Below are 24,376 nucleotides of genomic sequence, written 5' to 3' on the forward strand. Positions count from 1 at the left end.
AATTGTCTCCCTTATCCTTTACGGAACATTTTCAACATACGTTGAGTAACAGTAAACCCACCAAAAATATTAATACTCGCAATCAATATTGCGATAAACGAAAATAGGCTAACCCAGCCACCACTACCAATTTGGAGTAAAGCACCGACGACGATAATGCCTGAAATTGCGTTTGTAACTGACATTAATGGTGTATGTAATGAATGACTTACATTCCAAACAACGTAATAACCTACAACACAAGAAAGTGCGAATACCGTAAAGTGTGATAAAAATTCTTTCGGTGCAACATTTGCAAGCCATGCAAACAATAAGAAAGCTATCGCTAATAAACTGTATTTCTTCCAAGGTGAAACTGGTTTAGCAACGGGTTTTTCTTGTGGCTTTGCAGCAGGAGCTGCTTTAGGTTGCGCTGAAACTTGAATTGGTGGCGCAGGCCATGTTACTTCACCAGCACGAATAACGGTCACCCCACGAATAACAACATCATCAAAATCGATATTGATATTACCGTCTTTTTCTTTACACAATAATTTCAGTAGGTTAACTAAGTTAGTACCATAAAGCTGAGATGACTGTGCAGGTAAACGAGCGGCTAAATCAGTGTAACCAATGATTTTTACGCCATGTTCCGTCGTAAAGACTTCATTAGGCACGGTATATTCGCAGTTACCACCATTTTGAGCGGCAAGATCAACTACAACACTTCCCGGCTTCATCGAATCGACCATCTCTTTCGTAATTAAACGAGGAGCGGGTTTTCCCGGAATTAATGCCGTTGTAATGATGATATCAACATCTTTTGCCTGTTCTGCAAATAATGCCATTTCAGCATCAATAAATGCTTTTGACATTACCTTAGCGTAGCCATCACCACTGCCTGCTTCTTCTTTAAAATCAAGCTCGAGGAATTCAGCCCCCATGCTTTGAACTTGTTCTTTCACTTCAGGACGAGTATCAAATGCACGAACAATTGCGCCGAGGCTTCCTGCCGCACCAATTGCAGCAAGACCTGCAACACCCGCGCCAATAACCATCACTTTAGCTGGTGGTACTTTACCTGCAGCAGTAATTTGCCCAGTAAAGAATCTTCCGAATTCATGGGCTGCTTCTACAACGGCGCGATAACCTGCAATGTTTGCCATTGAACTTAACGCATCAAGGGATTGTGCACGAGAAATACGTGGAACACTATCCATTGCCATAACGTTAATATTCTTTTCAGCTAACTTTTCGAGCAATGCTACATTTTGAGCTGGCCAAATAAAACTCACCAGTGTTGCACCATCTTGTAGCAACGCTATTTCATTATCTAGCGGCGCATTTACCTTCAAAATAATATCTGATTCCCAAACATTTTGAAGAGCGAGGATCTCGGCACCGGCTTCCTGATAAGCTTTATCTTCGAAGCTTGAGGCAATACCTGCACCATTTTCAACTGCGACTGTAAATCCTAATTTTATGAGTTGAGTCACTGTAGCTGGTGTAGCTGCAACCCTTGTTTCATTAGAAAGTCGCTCTTTGGGTATACCAATTCGCATAATTTTCCCTTCTTATCCATAGAGATCTGTTAAAATTTCTCCGTTAACTTCACATTCATGCAAAAAAAATGTTAAAAATAATAATATGCATGTCATTAATCGGAGCTCTAATAACCTACTGAAAATAAAACCAATAATCTATATCTGTGTAAAGCTAAAATTGAACTTAATTGGATCATTTTAGTCGAAAAGGCATATTTATGAATTATTCACTATATTCAGGTAAATATCTGGTAACATATACTGGCCATTTGACTCTGTGGTGATTCGCTAAATAAAATAATGCGACAAATGCTATTATTACATGTAATAATTAATCCCTATGTGATAAACCACGACGTTCAGCACATGACCAATATTAATTGCGCAAGGCGGAAGGATTTTGTATGAAGCTGAAAACTTCAGTCATCGCAGCAGCGATGTTGTCTTTAACTAATATCACTGTTGCGCAGGCTGCTCAGGAATTAACACCCGAACAAGCTGCAGAACTAAAACCATTTGAAAGAATTACAGTTATCGGTCGTTTTAACGCTATTTATGAAGCCGCTGATGCGGTATCTCGTCGTGCGGATAAAGTCGGCGCTGATAGTTTCTATATTCAAGGCCTAGATGATATTAGTGATAGCGGCAACATGAGTGTTACTGCTGATCTATACCATAAAGATGCACCCAAAGCAGATCAAGAAAGCTATCGCGTTTTTCATGGCGTAAAAGAGCTACCAAAACCTGAAGCAATTCTGCTACAACCATTTGATACAGTTTCTATCCGCGGTTATTACCCTACAACCCCTGATATTAACGACGCAATTGCAAAAGCAGCAGCCAAAAAAGGTGCAGCATCATTCTTTATTGTTCGTAACGTATCAACGAATGATGGTGGTAACCAAGAAGTAACAGCTTATATCTACAAAAAAGATGCACCTAAACGGGCTATTCAAGCACCAGAAGCGGTTGTTCCTTATGATTCTGATGCAGGTCGCGCACTTATTGCAGAAGGTGGAGCCGCTGCCAATAAAGTTGAGAAACCAGGTCTTGCATCAAACACTGATTTTGATAGAAGCGTAGGTACCTTTGCTGAAACGCAAAGTTCTGGTGCAAGCGGTCGTTACACTGTAACTTTACCAGATGGCACTGAAATTCAAGAAGTTAACAAAGCAGCTGCTGCATTAATGGATCCTTTTGATACCATTACTTTTAGTGGATACTTTGTAAACTCACCAGAAATCTCGTATCAGGTTGCTAAGCGTGCAGCAGCAAAAGGCGCTAAGTATTACCATATTACCAATGAATGGCAAAGTGATGGCGGTACAGTCACTATTACGGCAGACCTATTCAAGTAATAAAAAATTTCCTATTGATAAAAACCTTGCAGATGCAAGGTTTTTTTTATGCAAAATTTAATCAATCAGACATTATTTTTGTAAAAGTGAATAATTTTTATGATTTAATGCATAGACAACCAAGTCAACTCTCCGTAAAATCTCGCTGTTTTTTAGTGTTTTTATCTTTATTTAAATTTGAGATATTCATATTTATTCTATTTACTGACCAAAAAACAAGAAAATACGCTATTTATTTACAATTTTAATCATGTAGGTAATTATCCTTGAATAAGAAACTTGGCTTAATATCACTCACCGCATTAGTATTAAGCTCAATGGTTGGTGCAGGTGTATTCAGTTTGCCTCAAAATATGGCCGAAGTTGCCAGCCCTGCCGCATTGATTATTGGCTGGGTGATAACAGGCATTGGTATCCTCTTTCTTGCTACATCTTTATTACTCCTCTCTCGCCTTCGACCTGATCTTGATGGTGGTATTTTTACCTATGCGAAAGAAGGATTTGGTGAGTTCATTGGTTTTTGTTCAGCATGGGGTTATTGGGTTTGTGCTGTCGTTGCTAACGTTTCTTATCTTGTTATTGTCTTTGCTGCCTTTAGTTTTTTTACAGACACACAAGAGAACGTCATTTTTGGTGATGGAAATACATGGCAAGCATTAATTGGTGAGTCAATCTTACTTTGGGTTGTTCATTTTCTTGTTCTACGGGGTGTTCAAACTGCAGCCAGTATTAATTTAATGGCAACAATGGCAAAGCTACTTCCTTTAGGATTATTTGTTATTGTCTCCCTATTAGCTTTCAATATGGATATATTTACCCTTGATTTTAAAGGTGTAAATCTAGGTGTCCCAGTTTGGGATCAAGTCAAAAATACCATGCTGATCACGCTGTGGGTATTTATTGGTATTGAAGGCGCAGTTGTTGTTTCCGCAAGAGCTAAAAACCGTCGTGATGTTGGTTTAGCAACAGTACTTGCCGTTGTCATCGCATTGATTATCTATATTCTTGTGACTTTGTTATCACAAGGTTTAGTTACCCAAGCAGAATTGGCCGCGATGAAAAACCCATCAATGGCACCACTACTTGTTCAACTTATTGGTAACATGGGCGAGATAATTATTGCAGCAGGCCTTATTCTTTCTGTATGTGGTGCTTATTTAAGCTGGACAATTATGGCCGCGGAAGTACCATATATTGCCGCACTACATCACTCTTTCCCGAAACAATTAGGGAAGCAGAATAAAAATGATGCTCCTTCAGCTTCGTTATGGTTTACCAATTGTGCTGTTCAATTCTCTTTAGTTTTAATTTGGCTGACAGGAAGTAACTACAACACATTACTGACTATTGCATCAGAGATGATCCTGGTTCCTTACTTCCTCGTAGGTGCATTTTTATTTAAAGTAGCAGTTGCTCGCAGTAGTCGTGCTTTATTGTTAATTGCCATACCGGCAAGTTTATATGGTTTATGGTTACTTTATGCATCAGGTGTCATTAATTTATTACTCTCTGTTGTTCTGTATGCACCAGGTATTCTGATGTTTTTATATACACGCAAACAGTATAAAGATAAAAAACCGCTACTCTTAAGTGAGAAAATTCTGTTAGCTCTTGTCTTATTTGGCGCTATTCCAGCATTGGGTTACTTAACTATTTACTAAAGATAATCTGAGGGGTGCTGAAAAACAGTACCTCTCAACCTCTCTTCTCTTCAAGAAAATTCCACTTAAGTCAAAAAATTTCCCTGACAAGCTGTTATTTTTTACACGGATGGTTAAGTGTGTATAAATCAAGAATCATATAGTATGTTGTAACTAATATATGGGTAACTATTAATTAGCAAGGTAATAAAAAACCCACGAGAAGCATAAATTCCCGTGGGTCTAAATATATAATAGTTTGATTAATTAAAACTAATTTGTTCCATCGCTTGCAATATGCGTTTATCTGATATTGGATATGGAGTCCCTATCTGTTGAGCAAATAGGCTTACTCTTAGCTCTTCTATCATCCAACGAATATTTTGCACTTCTTCTTGCTGCTTTTGTTTCTCGGTTAGTTTACCTAACCACTGTTGCCACTGCTGAATAACATTTTCAACTCGACTCATTTGCGCCCGATCGCGATTAGGATCAATAGCTAGTTTTTCCATTCGTTTTTCAATTGCACTCAAATAACGAGGAATATCCGCAAGGCGTTTCCATCCATGAGAGGTTACAAAACCAGGAAAAACTAACTGACCAAGTTGAGCTTTAATATCAGATAATGCAAAAGCAACGCTAATATCCACCCGCCCTTTTAAACGCTTATTAATAGCAAATACTTGAGTTAAAATCGCTTCAACTTGTTTTGCTATTTCAACCACAGCATCGTTTAGCTCAGCTCTGACATATTCTTGCAGTTTTTGATATTCATCTTCTTGCCAAATTAAACCACCATAAGACGACATCAGTTTATCAACACCACAAGCAATACAATCATCAATCAGCTCCAACACTTTGCCATAAGGGTTAAAGTAAAGACCAAGTTTTGCTTTATTAGGTAATTTTTCATGCAGATATTTAATAGGTGACGGAATATTTAATAATAATAATCGTCTTATCCCTTCCCACATTGAAGCTTGCTGTTCAGATTCTGTTTCAAAAAGCTTAATACCCACACTGTTTTTTTCATCCACGAGTGCAGGATAAGCTTTCATTGAATAGCCACCCCGTTTTTGCTCATAACGCTGAGGCAAATCACCAAAACTCCAAATATGTAAATCTTGTTGTTCAATACCATCATCGGCGACTGCTGATAATGTTTCTTGCACTTTTTCCTTTAAGTTCTCTTTTAATTTATTGAGATCTTTACTTTCTGCCAGCGTTTTATTTTTTTCGCCAACAACACGGAATGTCATTTTTAAGTGATCAGCGACTTGGTCAAGCTGCCAGCTTTCTCTATCGACAGTCACTCCTGTCATACGGCGCAACTCTTTTTCAAGCCTATCGAGTAAATCACCTTCAACTTGAGGTACACGCTCTAAAAATGCAGAAGCATAATTAGGTGCTGGTACAAAATTACGACGGATAGGTTTTGGTAGTGACTTAATTAAAGCTACAATCAATTCATGGCGAATACCTGGAATTTGCCAGTCAAAACCTTCGTCTTTTACCTGATTCAAAATAGGTAATGGAATATGAACAGTGACACCATCAGCCGCAGTACCCGGTTCAAATTGATAGGTTAAGCGTAATTTTAAATTATCTTGGTGCCAATAATTTGGATAATCTAGCGCACTAACACGTTTAGCATCATCTTTGATAAGCATACTTTTTTCAAAGTTAAGCAGATCAGGTGATGCCTTTTGTGCCTCTTTCCACCATTTATCAAAATGACGAGACGAAACGACATCCTGAGGTATTCGTTGATCGTAGAACGTAAACATTGTTTCATCATCGACAAGAATGTCTCGACGACGAGATTTATGCTCTAACTCTTCAACTTCTGTGCGTAATTTTAAATTGTCACGGAAAAATGCATGGCGAGTTTGCCAATCTCCCTCCACTAACGCGTGGCGAATAAAAAGCTCACGACATAAAAGTGGATCAATTTGACTATAATTAATAGGTCGAGAAGCAACAATCGGTAAACCATACAAGGTGACTTTTTCATTAGCCATTACAGCGCCTTGCGCTTTTGACCAATGAGGTTCGCTATATTGATGTTTCACCAAATGTTCAGCGATAGGTTCTATCCATTCAGGTTCAACGCGTGCCGCAATTCTTCCCCATAGACGAGACGTCTCGACTAGCTCTGCCACCATTGTCCATTTCGGTGGTTTTTTGAATAAGCCCGAGCCAGGATAAATAGAAAAACGGGCATTTCTTGCGCCAGTGAATTCTTGTTTATCTGCATCTTTTTGTCCAATATGTGACAACAAGCCACTTAATAACGCAACATGAACACTTCTAAAATCAGCAGGCTCACTATTAACAGGGAACCCTAACTCTTTAACAACTTGTCGCAACTGTGTATAAACATCTTGCCATTCCCTTACTCGCATAAAGTTTAAGAATTCTTGGCGACACAATTTTCTAAATTGAGATTGACTCAACTCTTTTTGCTGAGTTTTTAAATAATCCCACATATTTAAAAAAGATAAGAAGTCAGAGTCTTTATCTTGGAAGCGTCGATGCTTTTCATCAGAGGCTTGCTGTTTATCCATTGGTCTTTCGCGCGGATCTTGAATCGAAAGTGCTGATGTAATGACCATCAACTCTTTCACTGCGCCATATTTACGCGCTTCAAGTACCATTCTCGCTAAACGAGGATCGATAGGAAGTTGTGCAAGTTGTTTCCCCATTGGAGTTAAACGATAAGCACCATTGTGGTCAGTTTCGTTTTGTAACGCGCCTAGTTCCTCTAATAAACGAACACCATCTTGAATATTGCGTTTATCCGGTGGCTGCACAAATGGGAAAGCACTAATATCACCTAACCCTATCGACGTCATTTGTAAAATAACAGATGCAAGATTAGTTCTTAATATTTCAGGATCAGTAAACTCAGAGCGAGAAATAAAATCATCTTCTGAATAAAGACGAATACAAATACCGTCAGAAACACGACCACAACGCCCTTTTCTTTGATTTGCCGAAGCTTGAGAAATAGGTTCAATTGGAAGCCGTTGTACTTTAGTACGATAACTATAACGGCTAACACGCGCAAAGCCGGTATCAATAACGTACTTAATACCGGGTACAGTTAATGACGTTTCGGCGACGTTAGTCGCTAAAATAATACGTCTACCGTTATGAGGATGAAATATTCGATTCTGTTCACTGTTAGATAAACGGGCAAATAAAGGTAATACTTCCGTATGGCGAAGTTGTAATTTATTCAACGCATCAGCAGTGTCGCGAATTTCGCGCTCACCACTCATAAAAATAAGAATATCACCCGCACTTTCTCTGCTTAATTCATCAATAGCATCAACAATACCATCAGTCATATCCTTATCACTATCAAGTTCGTCACCACCAATAGGACGATATCTAACTTCAACAGGATAAGTTCGACCTGACACCTCAATAATAGGTGCTTGATTAAAATGTTTAGAAAAACGTTCAGGATCGATGGTTGCAGAAGTAATAATAACTTTTAAATCAGGGCGTTTAGGTAATAGCTGTTTTAAATAGCCAAGAATAAAATCGATATTTAAACTGCGTTCATGGGCTTCATCAATAATGATAGTGTCATATTGAAGTAACAGCTTATCTTGCTGTAATTCTGCCAATAAAATACCATCTGTCATTAACTTGACAAGAGTATTATCGCCAACATGATCACTAAAGCGAACCTTATAACCTACAGATCCTCCTAACGTACTTTTTAACTCATGAGCAATACGTTCAGCTACTGACCGTGCAGCCAAACGGCGAGGCTGAGTATGACCAATAAAACCTTTGACCCCTCGTCCTAACTCAAGACAGATTTTAGGGATCTGTGTTGTTTTACCTGAGCCAGTTTCTCCTGCAATAATAACGACTTGGTTATCTCTTATTGCATTATAGATGGCATCTTTCTTTTGGCTAACAGGAAGGTTTTCTGGGTAAGTAATTTCAGGACAATTGGCACGACGGCGAATTATCATCTGTTGTGCTGTTGTAATATCGTCTTTAATTGCACTTAATACCGCTTGTTTAGACTCTTCATTATTAATTTTAGCGACGCCACGTAGACGTTTTCTTAATCGTTGCTGCTCCCGCAACGATAATTGCTCTATTTCTTGATAGAGCGTGGCAGATGATAATGTCACCTTTTATTATCCTTTATGAGGTTATTCTAATCAAAACTAATGCCCGTATGATATCACAACCGACTATTGGCACATAAAGGCTTGATTAAATTTATTAGTATATAATTTTATATAATCAATAATTTTGAATAGCATATTCAAAGGATTGTGATGTGATATTTTAAAGATCGGGTAAACTACTACCAACTAATAAATTTAAATAAATAGAACATGTTATAGACCACGAGAAAATAATGAAAAAGATCCTTGTACTGAAATCCAGTATTTTAGATAGCTATTCGCACAGTAATAAAATGGCCGATTACTTAATTGAAAATTGGCAAAGTAATCATAAAGATGACTTAATTACAGTACGTGACCTCGCTAAAAATCCTGTGCCTACTTTAGACCAAGCAACGCTATTTGCTTTTGGCAAAGAAACAGCGATGCTATCGGATGAACAAAAAGCAGCCAGAGCATTATCAGATGAGTTAATTAGTGAATTAAAAGCTCACGATATGATAGTGATTACTGCACCAATGTATAACTTTTCAATTTCGGCTCAATTAAAACATTATATTGATTTTATCGCTCGCGCTGGTGAAACGTTTAAATATACTGAAGCGGGTTCTGTTGGCTTGCTTGAAAATAAACAAGCGATTGTATTAACCAGTCGTGGTGGTGTTCATAAAGATCAACCTTCTGATCTTATTGTTCCATTCCTAAAACAATTTTTAGCTTTTATCGGTATCAATGACGTACAGTTTATTATGGCTGAAGGTACCGCATATGGTGAAGAATACGCACAACAATCTCACCTACAAGCACAAAAAGAAATTGATGCTGTTATTAACTCAAGAAGCATTACAGTAAAATAATAATTTATATTCTTCTTAAAGCACCTACTTTAGGTGCTTTTTTTATATCTAAATTTTATACTTCATCAAATACAAAGATATGCTAATTCTTCTTTTATAAAAAAATCATTTCTAATTTATAATTTAAAAACTTTAATAGCAAGAAAAACCAAATTTAATCAAATTATCAAATTAATAACAAAATAAAGATTATTTTAATAGCCATATTTTATGGTTTATTCTTTTATTCATATTATAAATAAATATTCATATAAAAAACCGATTTGATTTATAAAAAATAAATTAATAAGATTTAATCGCTTTAATTAATATAGAAGTAATTAAATAATTTCCTTAATTCAATAAATGGAACTTTCGATGAAAAAAAACATACTCTCATTATTTATTCTATCTACGACTTTTTTATCAATTCAATCAAATGCTGCTGAATATACAGAAAAAAATGTAGGAACAATTACAATTAAGGGTTCTGTTACGCCAATTCCAAGATGTCAACTAGATGAAATACAACCCATTGAGTTACCGCCTGTTCAAGCAAATAATTTTGGTGATGATCATATTGCCAACACTCCAGCTCAACCCCTTTCGATTCAATTTACTAACTGTGCCGAAAACATTAATAGTATACAATTACAAATACCTCAACAAACTAAACGACTTTTAAAAAATTTAGCTGATAACGGTAGCAATGTTGATATTGCAATTTTTGATGCTGATAAAAACATTATTGAATTAAGTAATAAAAAACCTAAAGAATTTAAATCAAATGTAAATAAAGAAGATCACAGCGCACAATTCTTATTTGACGTTAACTATATAAAACCTAATGGGCTAGATGCGACACCAGGTTTAGTATCATCCACTTTAACTTTTGATGTTATATATAGTGATATTGCTGTAGATTAAAATTCCATAAATCAACAAAGCTGGTATACCAGCTTTGTTTTAATATTTATACTTTCTACTTTAACTAGCAAAAGAATATGTTTAAAAAATTTAAATTTCTCACCTTATTTTTTATCTTTCCTACATATAGTCAATCATCAATAGAAATAAATAAAGATAAATTTATTTTTATTGAAAGCATCAATCAAGAAATCATTGAAATAAATAATAAAACAGATAATGATTATTTTATACAAAGCTGGATTACACATTATGATAAAGAAAATAGTAATGAAATTCCTTTTATGGTAACCCCACCTCTTTTTAAAATAGAAAAAGATGAAAACTTTTCTTTAAAAATATTTAAAATAGATAAAATAAAAGAAGAAGACAGAGAAGCATTATATAGAATAAACATTAAAAGAATACCAATCCTATTAAACTCCGACAGCAATAAAAATATGTTACATGTTTCTGTAAATTCCGTATACAACTTAATATATAGACCTGTGTCAATAGAAAAAGATGCAAAAGATGCTTATAAAAAAATTGAGTTTTTAAAAAATAAAAACAATGAATTTATTATAAACAATCCTACACCTTATTTTATTACTCTATCTTCAATTTCTTATGATGATAGTTTAACAATTACTGAAAGTAAAACGCTCCCGCCCTTTAAAAAATATAATACAAAAAAAGAAATTTCGGGAAACGGGATCGTAAAATGGAAAATATTTAATCAATATGGTATAGAAACAGAGGTAGTAGATAAGGAAGTTATTAATGATTATTAATCATATGAAAATAAAAATAGCATTTTTTATTTTAATTTCTATTTATAACAAACATAGTATAGCTCAAGATAGCTCACTCTCTATTTATGCTCATTCATTTTCTAACATTGATAAAGAAACGATTAAACAATTACTTGAAAACAAAAAGCCTGAAGGTTTTTATCATTCTATAATTCATATCAACAATAGAAAAAAAACAACAAAACTTCTTTACTTTAAAAGTATAGACAATAAGTTAACTCCTTGTCTCTCTGTTAATGATTTAATTTCTCTTGGTATTAATATTGATTTTTATTCAATAAAAAAAGAATATCAAGATATAATTCCTTTAATTGAACATTCAATTAATTTTAAATACTCTTTTTCAAATCAAAAATTAAATTTAATTATTCCACAAAAAGCATTAATAAAAAAAGAAAGTTATATTACTGATAAAAAAGATTGGAATAATGGGATCACTGCACTATTTAGTCAATATTCCTATTCAATTAGACATCATCAAAATAAAGCGCTAGATCAAAAACTGAATTTACAAACAGGCCTTAATTTTAATGCTTGGCGCATACGCAGTCAGAACAGCTTTTATTGGAATAAAAACCGTTATCAATCAAAGCTTTCATCAATATACACCTATCGTCAAATTAATTCTTTTTCTGCTCTTTTTTATGGAGGTAAATTTTCACCCACAACACGAATATTACCAACTGATAAAATAATTGGCTTTCAATTAATATCCAATAATTTAATTTCAAGTAATAATCTTTATGCTAACAAACCTATTATTGAAGGAATTGCTGATACTGAAGCTCAAGTGGTGATTAAACAAGGTGACAAAGTTATTTATGAAAGTACCGTTCCCCCAGGTCCTTTTATTATAAATTCATTACCTATTTTAGGAAGTGAGAAACTCAGTTTAGAAGTTAAAGAAGCAGATGGAAGAATAAAAATATCAACACATTATTTCACATCATTGCCTAATCAACTAAATAAAGGTAGTTATCAATATAATTTTATTTCCGGTACATTAGCCAAGAATAGCCATAAAGAAAATTCTATTTTCCTTTTAAGTGAGTTTTCATATGGTCTTAGTCAAAAGATCACCTCATATAGCGCAATAAAAAAACGATATGACCATATGAATTATCTATCTGGATTATCTCTTGATTTAGGTATATTGGGTGGTTTAGCAACAGATCTAAGTTATGAAAATAGCAGAGATAAATTAAAGTATCAATTTCGTTATCAAAAAAGCATGTCAAAAACACAAACTTACTTTACTTCTGGAATATCTTTTTATCATTATTTAAATAATTTTCAAAAAAAAGACAACGTTAAAAGAAATTATTCTGTTTCTGTATCACAAAACATTAATGACTTAGGTTATCTTTCTTTTCAGTATCACGAAAAAACATATGAAAATACATCTAAAAACTTTGAGTTAGGCACTTATTTTTCATCTTCAATAAATAAAATAAATTATAACCTTAAATATGACTTTAAAAAAAACAAATCTATTTTTGATCACTCCTTCTCGCTCAATCTCCATATGCCATTAGGTAATAATAGTGATCACTATCATTGGTTTAATAATCAAACAAATTATCAAAATAAGAAAAAACATTATATCAACACAACCAATATTGGAGGTACTCTGCTTAACTATAATTTAGGATATTCAGTAAATTATCAACACACTTATGATGAGAAAAGAAAATCCAACCATTTTTCTACCAATGCCCGTTATCAAAACAACTATCAATATTACACATTTAATATGAACAAAATGGAAGATAGTTATAATTACAATGTTTCTATTAATGGAGGATTTGTCTTTCATTCTAATGGTATTACTCTTACGCCTCGTTTAGGTAGAACATTTGCACTGATTAATACTCAAGGAATATCTGGAATTAAAACGTCATTTTCAACAAAAGCGAAAACAGATATTTTTGGAAATCTAATTTTAAATAACATAACACCTTATCGAATAAATAATATTAAATTAAATGCAACGACATTACCGCAACAAGCAGAAACCGAGATTTATAGTAAAAATATTATTCCCACATTAGGCGCAGTATCTAAAATAACTTTCCCAATAAAAATTGGTTATCGTATTATTTTTAAATCAACAACCCCACTTCCCTTTGCATCGACAGTCACCACATTCGATAAAAACGGTAATATTATCTCGCATGGGTTAGTATCGGAAAATAATATTATTTTTCTTTCTGGTATTACAGAGAATGGATTAGTAAAAGTAAAATGGGGAGAAGATAAACAGTGTCAATTTAATTATGAAATTGATGATAATGAAAAGAACACCACACTAATAAAAAAAGAAATCAATTGTATTTAAACTAAGTTATCTCTATTAAGAAAAATATGAAAAAAACTATCTATTTAATAATTACGTTACTACTTATCTCTTTTTCACTATCATCAGCGCCTAGACGTGGTGATCATGAAATTCCTTTAAGTTGTGATATTGATTACATCTATGAAAACATTAGCGATAAGATTTCTATTAATGAAAATGATTTTTCATCACATGAAGCGGGAACATTATCCGATACTGACAGCCACATCATTATTATTACTATAAATGACTGTTCTAAAAGCTATGGCGAAGTTCGTTTAAAAATTGAAAATTCAAGCATTGATAATAATACCGGTTATTTAAAAAACCAGATCACTGACGATAGTGCAAGTGCTAATATTGCATTTCAATTATTATATAATGAAGAACAAAGACCACTAGATCTTAATAAAGAGAATGAGTTTGTTGAGGATCTCATTGATGGAGAAGTTGAGTTTTATTTTTTTGCTAATTATGTAAAAAAAGATGATATATCCCCAAAACCCGGTTATATACAATCCAATATTCAGTTTACTATAAAAATAAATGATGATGTTGTTACATTTGACGATAGTTAGTAATTGCAATTATGAAAAAGCACGATAGCTATTTATAATAGTTCGTGCTTTTAACGAAATGAAATGCTTATTTAAGGCGTTACTATTTTTTTACCCATTTACCATTAATACCTTTAACAAACTCACCTTCATTAGCTCTTGCGACTAATTTTTCACCCGCAAGTCGAGCCACTGATTCTGGTGTTACTTGGTTAGTTTTAGCAACTTCAACATATTTTGCTTTTCTGGCTTGATTGATTTCATCTACAAGTTGTTGCGCTTGTTTGTTATTTATTTGCACAAGTTCAATATAACCGCTGAAGGTTTCCCCTACTAACCCTTGTGATCTCGCTTCATCAAGTGTTAATGCGATAGCATTTGTACCAGTTAAAGCTATTATTAGCCCAAGACTTAAGAGATATTTTTTATAATTCATCATTTACCCTTTAAAAAATGGCGCTGTTATTTTTTAAGAGATCTTCAACTTGTCTGTCTATTTTTACATTAATCTCATGTTCAATTTTTACGTTCATATTAATATTTATAGGTTTATCAGGTGTCGCGACTTCTAATCGAATACATCCTGTTAACATTGATATTCCCATTACCATGGCCGTTAATAAAAATAGTTTTTTTAAGAATAATGGTTTCACTCTGACTCACTCCCTAAATCTGATAAGCTTTTTTCTAACCACTCTTCCAATTGTGAACCAAATCGTAAACTTCGCCATAATTGGAAGACATTTTCTTCATGTCGATAATTTAGATTAACCTGACGGCGTTTATCCTCTAAAGGATTCGTTCCCTGAATTTCAGCCTCTAGCACTAACTCACCCAAATTGCTTAAATTAACACGCGTCCAAGAACGACTGATCTCTAGATAACGCAACCATGCCATAGCAACACCGGCTGACATATTGTTATCATCAATTGAATCAACGAAATCTTTATCAAGTCTTAATGTTAGATAAGATGAATTAGCCAGCCAACCATCTTTAATAATCCATTGATTATTATTAATAAAGAATGGAAACTCACCACTCACTTTACCTGACGCTGCAAACTGAGTCACTTTTAATAGAGTAAACAGATGACTTAATTGAATATTATCAATAGAAATAATCGCAGCATCATGTTGTGGTATCGCTAATTTTGCTAAAGATATTGTTCCATCCAGCATTGCGACATTAACGTTAGATAAGATTAGTGGTTTACTTTCAGTTGCTGGATAAAAGCCTTGGAGATCTGCCGTAATATCGGTCATTTCAAAAAGGTTATTAACTCGTTTTATTCGTAACTGAACGGGTTGTTTAACCCCTAATTGCCATTCATCCCTATTCAAACGCCAAGGTAATATAAAATCTAAACCTTCTAAGACACCATCTTTAAGCCACATTCCGCCCTGTTTAACAACAAGATGTCCACCAGCAACTAATCCTTGTTCTGGTGCAATAGAAAAATCAGCTTGTGTATACAATTCACCTTTATCAAGAGTAATGCCTAAATCTGCAGGTATTAGTGATTGAAAAACATTAATTGGTTGTGAAGGCCAACGCATTTGCCCTCTTAGTCTAGCACCATCCCAACGTGTATTAATTGCAATTGGTCCTATATTAGGTTTAGCGTTTAACTCACCTTTTACATTAAAATTAAAAGGTGATTCACCACTGACCGTAGCAATAAAATCTGCCTTATCTAAAAAACCACCAGCAGGGAAATCAATACGTTGACTCGTTAATTTTAGCTTTCCATCAAATGTTGGCTTTTTATCATCTCTGAACCAACGAAATGGGCTTAATAAAGATAATCGTGGCGCAGTCATTGCAGTATGTTGATATTTTAAAACATCAAAACCTGTATTGAGTTTCTCAAAACTCACTAATTTATCAGCCCAAAAACCTGCTCCTGCAATATCCCAATGAGCTTTTAACGGCAGTAAATTTCCATCTCCCCAATAACGCCATTGCCAAGTTCCATTATCAGGTAAGAAATCAATTGCTTTACCTTGAAAATGAATGCGGTAATCTCCCCAAATACTGTCTTGGGCGACGACTATCGCATTTAAACGCCCATTAAAACCTTTTGATGAAAAGGTGGTTCCGGCTAAAGGTAAACGAGCATCTGTTACAGTAAGTGTTTCAGTAACTGGTCCTTTAAAACGAAATAAAGATCCGGGTTGAAATTCAATAGTAGGATCTGTCAACATGCCAGTGACTTTAACGGGTAATTGCGCACTGGCTTGCATTAATTCTTTATTAACAACACCGGTGATTTGAATAGGGATTTGTGCATCTAGCCAATTTACTGGTGTTTCGGGGATCGATATCACCAAATTTCCTTTCCCTGCATTACCTTCTGTCATCACATTTAATCGTGCAGTTAATCTTAAATCCGTTAATCCTTTTTGCCATTGAGCGATATTAATATTTACACCACCTCGTAAAGGTTGGTCTAATCCAAACCATTCCCAACGACCTTTCTCAATGACGATATTTTCAGGTGTAACTGTCCAAGGTAATAAAGCCAGTGCATGGCCGCCACCTTGTTCAGCAATTGAAATAGTGCCAGATTGTCCAACCCATTCAAGAATAAAAACTAACGGATGTTCATAGTGAGAAGTTAATAACGTTGCATCGATAGTACCTTTTTCAGGTAATGACGCGATATCTAGAGGAAGCGCTATTTCGGCTGCCAATTCGATATTGTTATCATCAGGTAAATTCACTTTAAGCTGTTTAATATCAAGCCACTGGTTATCTCTAATAAAAATACCAAGTTGAGCATTTTCTCCTTGATAAGTAATTAGTCGCCCATTATTTTGTGTTTTTAGTTGTAATGCACCTTGATAACGTGCATTTTCTTTTAAGAGTACATTATCGATATTGACGGATAAATAAGGTATTGAAGTTAATAGTGAATTTATCTCAAGTGGAACAGTAGCCGTTTCTTCTTGTTTACTTACTGGCATCATTGAAAAACATTGTTCATCAATGACGAGTTGCCGACTATTAAATTGAAGTTTATCAATCTGCTCTTTTTGATAAGTAAAAACAAAGTTATCAAGATTAGCTAAAGTACAACTCTCTGTCTTTAATACGATATTTTCAACTGAAACGCCTATGCGCTGTAACTTGGGCTGCGATAAAGAAAGTGTTACACCTTCAGGCAAATAATAGTCAGCAACCACGGGCAACCAACGAGGAATAGATGCCCATAAAGCAGTGCCAATTAGACCTGTGCCTAATAGTATCGTCCCTGTCCATTTGATTGTTTTTCTTAACAACACATCATATTCCTTTTAAACAAACCTGAATCATCCACTTACCTCGCTAAATTGTTTATAATGATAGTATTAATTTCTTTCATATTGGGGCTGGATAATTCTTGTTTTTCCAGCCTCTGAATAAAAATTTAATCGAGAGTAGAGAATACTGGATGAAAATCGTTTCCTATAGTACTAAACATTATGATCGTAAGCACATGGAATGGGTCAATCAACATAATGGATACCATTATGATATTGAATATTTCGATTTTAATTTGACAGAACAAACCGCAAAAAATGCCGTTGGTGCTGATGCTGTTTGCATTTTCGTCAATGACGATGCAAATCGTGCGGTTTTACAAGAGCTTGCTAGCCTTAATATACGCATCCTCGCATTACGCTGCGCAGGATTCAATAACGTCGATTTAGAAGCTGCGGCTGAATTAGGAATAACGGTTGTTCGTGTGCCTGCTTATTCACCAGAGGCTATTGCAGAACATGCTGTTGGTATGATGCTGTCACTTAATCGTCGTATACACAGAGCTTATCAACGTACTCGTGATGCAAACTTCTCATTAGAAGGCTTAACTGGCTTTAATATGCACAATCGTACTGCCGGTATTATTGGTACAGGTAAAATAGGATTAGCAACATTGCGCATATTAAAAGGCTTTGGCATGAAGTTACTTGCTTATGATCCTTATCCAAATCAAGCAGTACTTGATTTAGGTGCCGAATATGTCGATCTGGCAACGCTCTATGCAAATTCTAATGTTATTTCGTTACATTGCCCATTAACCGCAGATAATCATCATCTATTAAATGAAACCGCTTTTGCACAAATGAAAGATGGTGTGATGATTATTAACACCAGTCGTGGTGCTTTAGTGGATTCTGCTGCTGCTATTAATGCATTAAAACAAGGTAAGATTGGTGCATTGGGAATGGACGTTTATGAAAATGAGCGTGACCTTTTCTTTGAAGATAAATCAAATGATGTTATTCAAGATGATATTTTCCGTCGTCTTTCTTCTTGTCATAACGTGTTATTTACAGGACACCAAGCTTTCTTAACGGAAGAAGCATTAATTAGTATTAGCGAAACAACACTGCACAATATTAAAGACGTTGCTTCAGGTAATGAATGCGTTAATCAGATCAAAGCTTAATTTTAAGCATTAAGAAGATATGTAACAAAAAGCCCCCTTAGCCATAAATTAGCAAAGGGGGCTTATTTTATTGATTAGTGATACGACACTTATTTTTGTTGAGTATCGATAGCTTCTGCTGATTGCGTTGATTCAAAGCGTGAAAGTGTTTCTTTCTCTTCGTCTACTTTGAATTGTGAAACTAATTTAGCTAATTGATGAGCTTCATCATCCATATTCGCTGTGATAGCCGCTGACTCTTCAACCAATGCCGCATTTTGCTGAGTAACAGTATCCATTTCACTAACAGCTAATGCGATTTGATTAATCCCCATACTTTGTTCATTTGAAGCGAGGGCAATCTGTTGCATAAAGTCATTCACCTGGTTAATAGTTGTGACGATCTCTGACATTGAGCGTCCAGCTTGAGCAACTTGCTGAGAGCCAACATGCACTTTATTAACAGAATGTGTGATCAAGTCATTAATCTCTTTCGCGGCTTCCGCACTACGACTCGCTAAACTACGCACTTCAGATGCCACAACGGTAAATCCTCTACCTTGCTCACCTGCTCTTGCCGCTTCAACTGCCGCATTCAATGACAAAATATTTGTTTGATTGGCAATGCTATTAATAATGTCATTGATGTCTGCAATTTTCTTCGCACTTTCAGAGATTGAATACATGGTTTCTACCACGCTATCCATCACATTTTCGCCATTTTGAGCAGATGCCGTTGCTGTTAGTGCTAATTTGCTTGCTTCACGCGAGTTATCCGCATTTTTCTCAACTGTTGTTTTAATTTGCTCCATACTGGCAACAGTTTCTTGTAATGCGCTAGCCTGCTCTTCAGTTCGAGATGATAAATCTGTATTTCCTGTCGCGATTTCGCTTGCACTAACACTGATAGTATTAACGGCATTTTTCACGGAAGAAATCATATGGCTTAATGAATTTTTCATTTTATTCATTTCATTGAATAACTGACCAAACTCATTAGTACCGTGATTATCTATACGCATACTTAAATCGCCTTGGCTCATCTTACTAAAAATATTGATTAATATTTTAATATTGCCAATAAAGGTATGGGAGAACCAACGTAATATAATGAAAAATAAAAGAATAACAATAACGCCTGTCGTGATTGATACCAGCATTAAACGTTCTTGAGATGTTTTTGCAATATCGATATAGCTATTTTCAATACCATTAGCCACGGCGTAATATTGCATCGTGATATCATTGAGCTCATCCATTTTAACACTGGCAGAGTGTGTTGTTAGCTCACCTCTACGCAATCTCTCTAGTGCACCAGTGAAAATATCAAGCAATTCATCAAAACGCTTTGTCATTTCATCGGCCAACTCACGCCCTTCCATTGTCAGCTTTTCAGCATCCGCCCAACGGTGGATCTCTTCACGCGTTATTTCAATATATTCTGTGGTTTGATGAAAATATTTTGCTGAAGGTTTTTCATTAACCCGTAATTGTCCATCTAACCCATTAATATTTGCCCTGATCACGGCCATTTGATATCGCGCTTTGCCCATAAGTAACATTTGCTGGCTTAGGTTATTTGATGAAACGAAATTATTATAAGATCGAGTGGAAGCATCATAACTAAAATAAATAATGCTCATTATCAACGCAAATAAAATGGCCAGCATGACCTTAACGGTCTTTTCTATACTGATATTTTTAAACATGGTCATATTCCATCAAAATATACAGAATTTTTTATCTGTACATTTGTAAGATATCAGAATGCACTCTTTCTCTGACAAAGAGCATATTCCCTGGTGTAAATAAAATAAGGCTAAAATTTATTCATTAGAATATAAAGGCACGTAGGATCTGCCTTTGTTTATAATGTCGGTAATAATGAGGAAAAACTTTAGAGTGCAGTGAAAACCATTTTTCATTTATGAAATAAACGATTGTTTTATCCATCCAGATACAAATTAACTACACAATATCCTGCAATGAGGGTGATTTTACTCAGAAAAAGATAATTTATTAATTATTTTTTAGTTTTTGAAATTTTATTTGTGTTTTTTTACATTAATATTTAATAGGTATATTCACCTATTAACATTAATTTATTTAACTTCAAAGTTAGTTTATAGTAAGTTTTAAAAGTGATTTGTTTCCAATAAAAATAAAGCAGTTTCTAAAAACTGCTTTTATTGTTTATTTATTATGAGTAATTTAAGTTTATTAAGAAATTTAAATAATTTTTTTTATTAATAGTTTTTCAGTTAGTTCAATAAGTCTTATCACATTTAATGGAGTTTCTAATTTTTTAACTTCATCCAAAGAAAGCCATTGGAAAGATTTATTTGTTAATTGGCTATTTTTTAACGGTTTACAAAGGTAAATCATATCGATGTGATAATGAAATCCTTGTTTTTTATCGTGGATGGGTTCTTTTAAAATGGCGAGGGGTTTTACAAGTTCAATAACATCATTGTTATTTAGGTTAAGGCTAAATTCAGGTTGATAACAAAGACACTCACACAGTAAACCTGTTTCTTCTTCTATTTCTCTTAATACTGCATCTTGTGGCTCTTCATTTTCTTCTATATGACCACCTGGTGGTAACCAACAGCCTATTTTAGAATGCAAATGGAGAAGGAATTTTCCCTGCTCATTGAATACAATGCCCGTTGCGGTGAAATGGCTCTTAGGCACTTCTATTGTCATAATATTCTGAACCTTTGTTTTGTGTATTTTGATCCAATGTACATCAACCTATCACTATTTTTGTGCTATTTATGATTTTTTGCATTTATTGAAGATTGTTTTATTCCCATTAAAAAATCAGAAAATATCGTTTTAAACTCCTTACAGGCATTTTCAGGTAATGTAGCTTCATTCTTTAAATTAATCGCGATATGCGTGACAAATCCATAAATTAAATTCACGACAATATTAGGGGAATAGGTACAAATTTCTTGTTTGTTATAGAGGGTATCTACACATTTTTTAATTCTAGGAATAAGAATTTGTGAATCAATTTCATCCCATTCTTTCCAACCTAGAACGGAAATTATTTCTTGTAAGGGAATAAGCTTATCTTTATGTTGATAAATATGATCAACACAGAAACTAAAAATAACCTCTAACTCTTGCCACTGATCATCATAGGTAGGAATTTGAACCAGTTTTTCGACGATCTTATCAACCTGAAAAAGGTAGCACTCTTTTAATAGTGCTTTCTTATTACTAAAGTGGTGATAAAAGGCCCCTTTCGTTACTCTTGCGTGACGTGATATTTCATCAACGGAAACATCACAATAGTTCTGATTTATAAATAGTTCTTGTGCAGCTTCACGTAATGCAGTGCGCGTTTGCTCTGAATTCTCTTGTTGCCGTGATTTTATTTTCATGATAAAACCCTTAAAACATACCATAAGTATGTAATAATATATGGGTATCAGTTTCGTGTAAACTGAACAAAATATTTTCAGGAAATTATCATGTCATCTCAGTACAATGGGCTTACCCCCTCAAATACCTTATCCACTTTTAATATAGAAATTATCAAAGAACTCCTTCTCTGGATTGAGGTGAATCTGGAAAAACCGTTGCTACTTGATGATGTTGCGATCCGTTCTGGTTATACCAAATGGCATTTACAACGCGTGTTTAAACAAGCAACGGGATTAACACTTGCTTCGTATATTCGAGGAAGACGTTTAACAAAAGCGGCAACCGAGTTACGATTAACTAAATTGCCTATTCTGACTGTAGCATTACGTTATCAGTTCGATTCCCAGCAATCATTTACGCGTCGTTTTAAAGCGACCTTTGGTGTAACACCCACAGAATATCGTAAACTAGATAATCTTTGTGGTGATAACTTTCAGCCACCAATCAATTTTGATGTTGTTGATTTGCCTATTCCTAAAATTATGGAGTTACCTGAAAGTTATGTTTATGGGATGCAATATCAGTATTTTTGCTCTATCGAAGATATAGGTAAATTGCACGAAGATATTCGTCACCAATTTTGGAATGATTTTTTACTGTATACGGATAAAAGCTTTACAGAAAGTACTGTGCTTATCTCATACCAACCGAACACATTACGTAAAAATAAAATCCAGATTGATTATGAAATTGGGTTAAATAGCTTAGATCATTTTACAAAAACCCGCGGTTTTAGAAAAAGAGTGATTGAGGCAGGACGTTATGTCAGATTCCAATTTAAGGGAACTCTAGAAGAATATAAACAGTTTGCGATGAAAATTTATTTTTATACCCTTCCCGCATTAGGTTTATGTCGTCGTTTAGGTGCTGATATTGAAAGATATGTCAGTATAGAAACTGATGTTGATTTAATGGAATTGCCAAAAACCTTAGAGATTGATTATTTCGTTCCTATTCATTAAAGATCCTCAGATAGCCTGAATTTTCAGGCTATTATATTAAGAGTGGATTAATTTTATAGAGACTATCTGTGCGATAAATTTTACATCACTTGTTTCTATACAATAATTCACTAAATTAGCTGTTTACTTATTATTAAAATAAAATTTTTTATTGCCCCTACAAAAACAAACAGACGATCATGCACACTTCACTTCTATTTTTACTCTCTACTTTTTTGCTTCCTTCTTTTGCTAGTTATGCAGAAATATCGACACATTCACTCTCACGTAAAGATGGCAGTGAAATTAGCTATTACTTGGATAAACGAGCTGAAAAAAATCAAACTCTATTGGTGTTAATGCAAGGCTCTGACTGTAACAGCATTAAAAATAATACATTTACTCAAGAAACCTTCGGTCAGTGGTTACCCAATAGTGATGTTTTAATGGTAGAAAAATACGGTATTACCGCTCAATTACCTTATTTTCAATATGATGGTGAACGTGTTGATTGCCCTAAAAGCTATAAGCTTCATGATAATCCTAAACAGCGAACTGAAGATTATGAAGCAGTGTTAGATAAATTATCGTCACAGTATCCGAATATTATTTTAATTGGTGGAAGTGAAGGTGCCACGATGGTGCATTTAGTGGTAGCTAAACGCAATGATATAAAAGCGGCTATTGCGCTAAATGGTGGGGGGCGTTTTTTTCTTGATGATGTTCTTTATAATATCCGTCTTACCACACCTAAAGAACACATTAAAGATGCGCTAAGTGGCTTTCAGCAATTTGCTGATGCAATAAAAAATAATCAAATAGATGATGAGCAATTTGTCAGTGAGCATAGTAAATCATGGTGGCAACAATATTTTGCTATTGATTTACTTAATGTTATTAAAAGTAATCAACATACTCCTATCTTAATTATTCAGACACTTAATGACTCGAATGTAAATGTCGATGCATTTAACCAATTAAGCCAAGATATCAACCAACCTAATGTGAAGTTTATTAAATACGATAAGTTAGATCATGGGTTTTATAATGAACAAGGCGAGCGTTTAACGAGTGAAATAATCAATGATATAAAGCATTGGTACTCTCAATATGAAAAACAATCCAAAGAGTGATTTAACGGCTTATTTATTACTAGCCTTAGTCTCTATCGTTTGGGGTGGGACTTTTATTGTGGGGCGAGTTATCTCACCTGAAATTGATGGTTTATTACTTGCTACATTGCGCTTTGTTATCGCGACTATCTGCCTGCTCTTTATTTTATTCTTAACAAAATTCAATTTGGCATTTTTTTAGTCAATCGAGAAAAATAAATTTATCTTTTTTATTGGCTAGCATTCTTATTATCCTATACTTAAATAGTAGCAAAATTGCTTACTAACTGATTTAAAGCAGGATCTTTATATCGTTAATTCTATATAATGATAATTATTCTC

General features: G+C 34.4%; 19 protein-coding genes. 11 read left to right on the forward strand and 8 right to left on the reverse strand.

From position 1 onward, the window contains the following. Positions 1–11: 11 nt before the first annotated feature. A complete protein-coding gene (gene pntA / locus C0T34_RS01005; RefSeq protein WP_098942710.1) occupies positions 12–1,541 on the reverse strand; it encodes a Re/Si-specific NAD(P)(+) transhydrogenase subunit alpha in 1,530 nt (509 codons plus the stop codon). Positions 1,542–1,927: 386 nt separating this feature from the next. Here pntA and ydgH point away from each other — a divergent pair, with 386 nt between their 5' ends. Together ydgH and C0T34_RS01015 are read left to right on the forward strand one after the other, a co-directional pair. Continuing rightward, a complete protein-coding gene (gene ydgH / locus C0T34_RS01010) occupies positions 1,928–2,881 on the forward strand; it encodes a DUF1471 family protein YdgH (protein WP_098942708.1) in 954 nt (317 codons plus the stop codon). A 266-nt stretch (positions 2,882–3,147) separates the two neighbouring features. Further along, positions 3,148–4,542, forward strand: a complete 1,395-nt coding sequence (locus tag C0T34_RS01015) for an amino acid permease (RefSeq protein WP_098942706.1) — start codon at positions 3,148–3,150, stop codon at positions 4,540–4,542. Positions 4,543–4,784: 242 nt separating this feature from the next. Here the strand turns inward: C0T34_RS01015 and hrpA are convergent, their stop codons facing one another. Further along, entirely contained in the window at positions 4,785–8,681 is a 3,897-nt protein-coding gene (hrpA, locus tag C0T34_RS01020; RefSeq protein WP_109849566.1) for an ATP-dependent RNA helicase HrpA, read from the reverse strand. 233 nt (positions 8,682–8,914) lie between these two features. Between hrpA and C0T34_RS01025 the strand changes: the two genes are divergently transcribed. The 5 genes from C0T34_RS01025 (at position 8,915) to C0T34_RS01045 (ending at position 14,154) form a co-directional block, all read left to right on the forward strand. Beyond that, the gene (locus tag C0T34_RS01025; protein ID WP_109849567.1) at positions 8,915–9,538 is read left to right on the forward strand and encodes an FMN-dependent NADH-azoreductase; all 624 of its coding nucleotides are present in this window, start codon (positions 8,915–8,917) and stop codon (positions 9,536–9,538) included. A 357-nt stretch (positions 9,539–9,895) separates the two neighbouring features. Next, complete coding sequence (locus C0T34_RS01030; protein ID WP_162556803.1) at positions 9,896–10,444, forward strand: fimbrial protein; 549 nt, start codon at positions 9,896–9,898, stop codon at positions 10,442–10,444. 77 nt (positions 10,445–10,521) lie between these two features. Further along, a complete protein-coding gene (locus tag C0T34_RS01035) occupies positions 10,522–11,217 on the forward strand; it encodes a molecular chaperone (protein WP_109849568.1) in 696 nt (231 codons plus the stop codon). Then, the gene (locus tag C0T34_RS01040; protein ID WP_109849569.1) at positions 11,207–13,576 is read left to right on the forward strand and encodes a fimbria/pilus outer membrane usher protein; all 2,370 of its coding nucleotides are present in this window, start codon (positions 11,207–11,209) and stop codon (positions 13,574–13,576) included. Before C0T34_RS01035 ends, C0T34_RS01040 begins: the two co-directional genes overlap by 11 nt. Positions 13,577–13,602: 26 nt before the next feature. Beyond that, on the forward strand, positions 13,603–14,154 hold the full coding sequence (locus C0T34_RS01045) for a type 1 fimbrial protein (RefSeq protein WP_098942694.1): 552 nt from the start codon (positions 13,603–13,605) through the stop codon (positions 14,152–14,154). An 82-nt stretch (positions 14,155–14,236) separates the two neighbouring features. On the opposite strand, the gene C0T34_RS01050 is transcribed toward C0T34_RS01045, so the two are convergent. Genes C0T34_RS01050 through C0T34_RS01060 form a run of 3 tightly spaced genes read right to left on the reverse strand, consistent with a single transcriptional unit; the run spans position 14,237 to position 17,419 of the window. Beyond that, complete coding sequence (locus C0T34_RS01050) at positions 14,237–14,569, reverse strand: YdbL family protein (protein ID WP_109849570.1); 333 nt, start codon at positions 14,567–14,569, stop codon at positions 14,237–14,239. Between the two features lie 10 nt (positions 14,570–14,579). Further along, positions 14,580–14,786: a YnbE family lipoprotein gene (locus C0T34_RS01055; protein ID WP_098942690.1), complete on the reverse strand. Its 207-nt coding sequence runs from the start codon at positions 14,784–14,786 to the stop codon at positions 14,580–14,582. Continuing rightward, entirely contained in the window at positions 14,783–17,419 is a 2,637-nt protein-coding gene (locus C0T34_RS01060) for a YdbH family protein (protein WP_109849571.1), read from the reverse strand. The genes C0T34_RS01055 and C0T34_RS01060 overlap by 4 nt, the downstream gene beginning before the upstream one ends. A gap of 149 nt (positions 17,420–17,568) precedes the next feature. On the opposite strand from C0T34_RS01060, the gene C0T34_RS01065 reads away from it, so the two are divergent. Beyond that, entirely contained in the window at positions 17,569–18,567 is a 999-nt protein-coding gene (locus C0T34_RS01065) for a 2-hydroxyacid dehydrogenase (RefSeq protein WP_088495482.1), read from the forward strand. An 89-nt stretch (positions 18,568–18,656) separates the two neighbouring features. On the opposite strand, the gene C0T34_RS01070 is transcribed toward C0T34_RS01065, so the two are convergent. The 3 genes from C0T34_RS01070 to C0T34_RS01080 all read right to left on the reverse strand — a co-directional run bounded on the left by C0T34_RS01070 (position 18,657) and on the right by C0T34_RS01080 (position 21,938). Next, entirely contained in the window at positions 18,657–20,255 is a 1,599-nt protein-coding gene (locus C0T34_RS01070) for a methyl-accepting chemotaxis protein (protein ID WP_098942686.1), read from the reverse strand. Positions 20,256–20,775: 520 nt separating this feature from the next. After that, positions 20,776–21,252, reverse strand: a complete 477-nt coding sequence (locus tag C0T34_RS01075) for an NUDIX domain-containing protein (protein WP_098942684.1) — start codon at positions 21,250–21,252, stop codon at positions 20,776–20,778. A gap of 65 nt (positions 21,253–21,317) precedes the next feature. Next, positions 21,318–21,938, reverse strand: coding sequence for a TetR family transcriptional regulator (locus tag C0T34_RS01080; protein ID WP_098942682.1), 621 nt, complete (start codon positions 21,936–21,938; stop codon positions 21,318–21,320). 90 nt (positions 21,939–22,028) lie between these two features. Here C0T34_RS01080 and C0T34_RS18395 point away from each other — a divergent pair, with 90 nt between their 5' ends. From C0T34_RS18395 to C0T34_RS01095, 3 genes are all read left to right on the forward strand, one after another. Further along, positions 22,029–22,943 carry a helix-turn-helix domain-containing protein gene (locus tag C0T34_RS18395; protein WP_109849572.1) on the forward strand — a complete coding sequence of 305 codons (915 nt, stop codon included), beginning with the start codon at positions 22,029–22,031 and terminating at the stop codon, positions 22,941–22,943. Between the two features lie 179 nt (positions 22,944–23,122). Further along, positions 23,123–24,055 (forward strand): acyl-CoA thioester hydrolase/BAAT C-terminal domain-containing protein, encoded by a 933-nt coding sequence (locus tag C0T34_RS01090; protein ID WP_109849573.1) that lies wholly within the window; start codon positions 23,123–23,125, stop codon positions 24,053–24,055. Further along, positions 24,033–24,236, forward strand: a complete 204-nt coding sequence (locus C0T34_RS01095) for an EamA family transporter (RefSeq protein ID WP_109849574.1) — start codon at positions 24,033–24,035, stop codon at positions 24,234–24,236. The genes C0T34_RS01090 and C0T34_RS01095 overlap by 23 nt, the downstream gene beginning before the upstream one ends. Positions 24,237–24,376 lie beyond the last annotated feature (140 nt).

Origin of the sequence: Proteus sp. CA142267 (genome assembly GCF_003336825.1) — a bacterium.
Classification (GTDB): Bacteria; Pseudomonadota; Gammaproteobacteria; order Enterobacterales; family Enterobacteriaceae; genus Proteus; species Proteus terrae.

Coding starts and splice junctions, on each gene's coding strand:
- C0T34_RS18395 (WP_109849572.1), top strand. CDS start 22,029: ATGTCATCTCAGTACAATGGGCTTACCCCCTCAAATACCTTATCCACT.
- C0T34_RS01095 (WP_109849574.1), top strand. CDS start 24,033: ATGAAAAACAATCCAAAGAGTGATTTAACGGCTTATTTATTACTAGCC.
- ydgH (WP_098942708.1), top strand. CDS start 1,928: ATGAAGCTGAAAACTTCAGTCATCGCAGCAGCGATGTTGTCTTTAACT.
- C0T34_RS01075 (WP_098942684.1), bottom strand. CDS start 21,252: ATGACAATAGAAGTGCCTAAGAGCCATTTCACCGCAACGGGCATTGTA.
- C0T34_RS01070 (WP_098942686.1), bottom strand. CDS start 20,255: ATGTTTAAAAATATCAGTATAGAAAAGACCGTTAAGGTCATGCTGGCC.
- C0T34_RS01050 (WP_109849570.1), bottom strand. CDS start 14,569: ATGAATTATAAAAAATATCTCTTAAGTCTTGGGCTAATAATAGCTTTA.
- C0T34_RS01030 (WP_162556803.1), top strand. CDS start 9,896: ATGAAAAAAAACATACTCTCATTATTTATTCTATCTACGACTTTTTTA.
- C0T34_RS01080 (WP_098942682.1), bottom strand. CDS start 21,938: ATGAAAATAAAATCACGGCAACAAGAGAATTCAGAGCAAACGCGCACT.
- C0T34_RS01090 (WP_109849573.1), top strand. CDS start 23,123: ATGCACACTTCACTTCTATTTTTACTCTCTACTTTTTTGCTTCCTTCT.
- C0T34_RS01035 (WP_109849568.1), top strand. CDS start 10,522: ATGTTTAAAAAATTTAAATTTCTCACCTTATTTTTTATCTTTCCTACA.
- C0T34_RS01065 (WP_088495482.1), top strand. CDS start 17,569: ATGAAAATCGTTTCCTATAGTACTAAACATTATGATCGTAAGCACATG.
- C0T34_RS01045 (WP_098942694.1), top strand. CDS start 13,603: ATGAAAAAAACTATCTATTTAATAATTACGTTACTACTTATCTCTTTT.
- C0T34_RS01040 (WP_109849569.1), top strand. CDS start 11,207: ATGATTATTAATCATATGAAAATAAAAATAGCATTTTTTATTTTAATT.
- pntA (WP_098942710.1), bottom strand. CDS start 1,541: ATGCGAATTGGTATACCCAAAGAGCGACTTTCTAATGAAACAAGGGTT.
- C0T34_RS01025 (WP_109849567.1), top strand. CDS start 8,915: ATGAAAAAGATCCTTGTACTGAAATCCAGTATTTTAGATAGCTATTCG.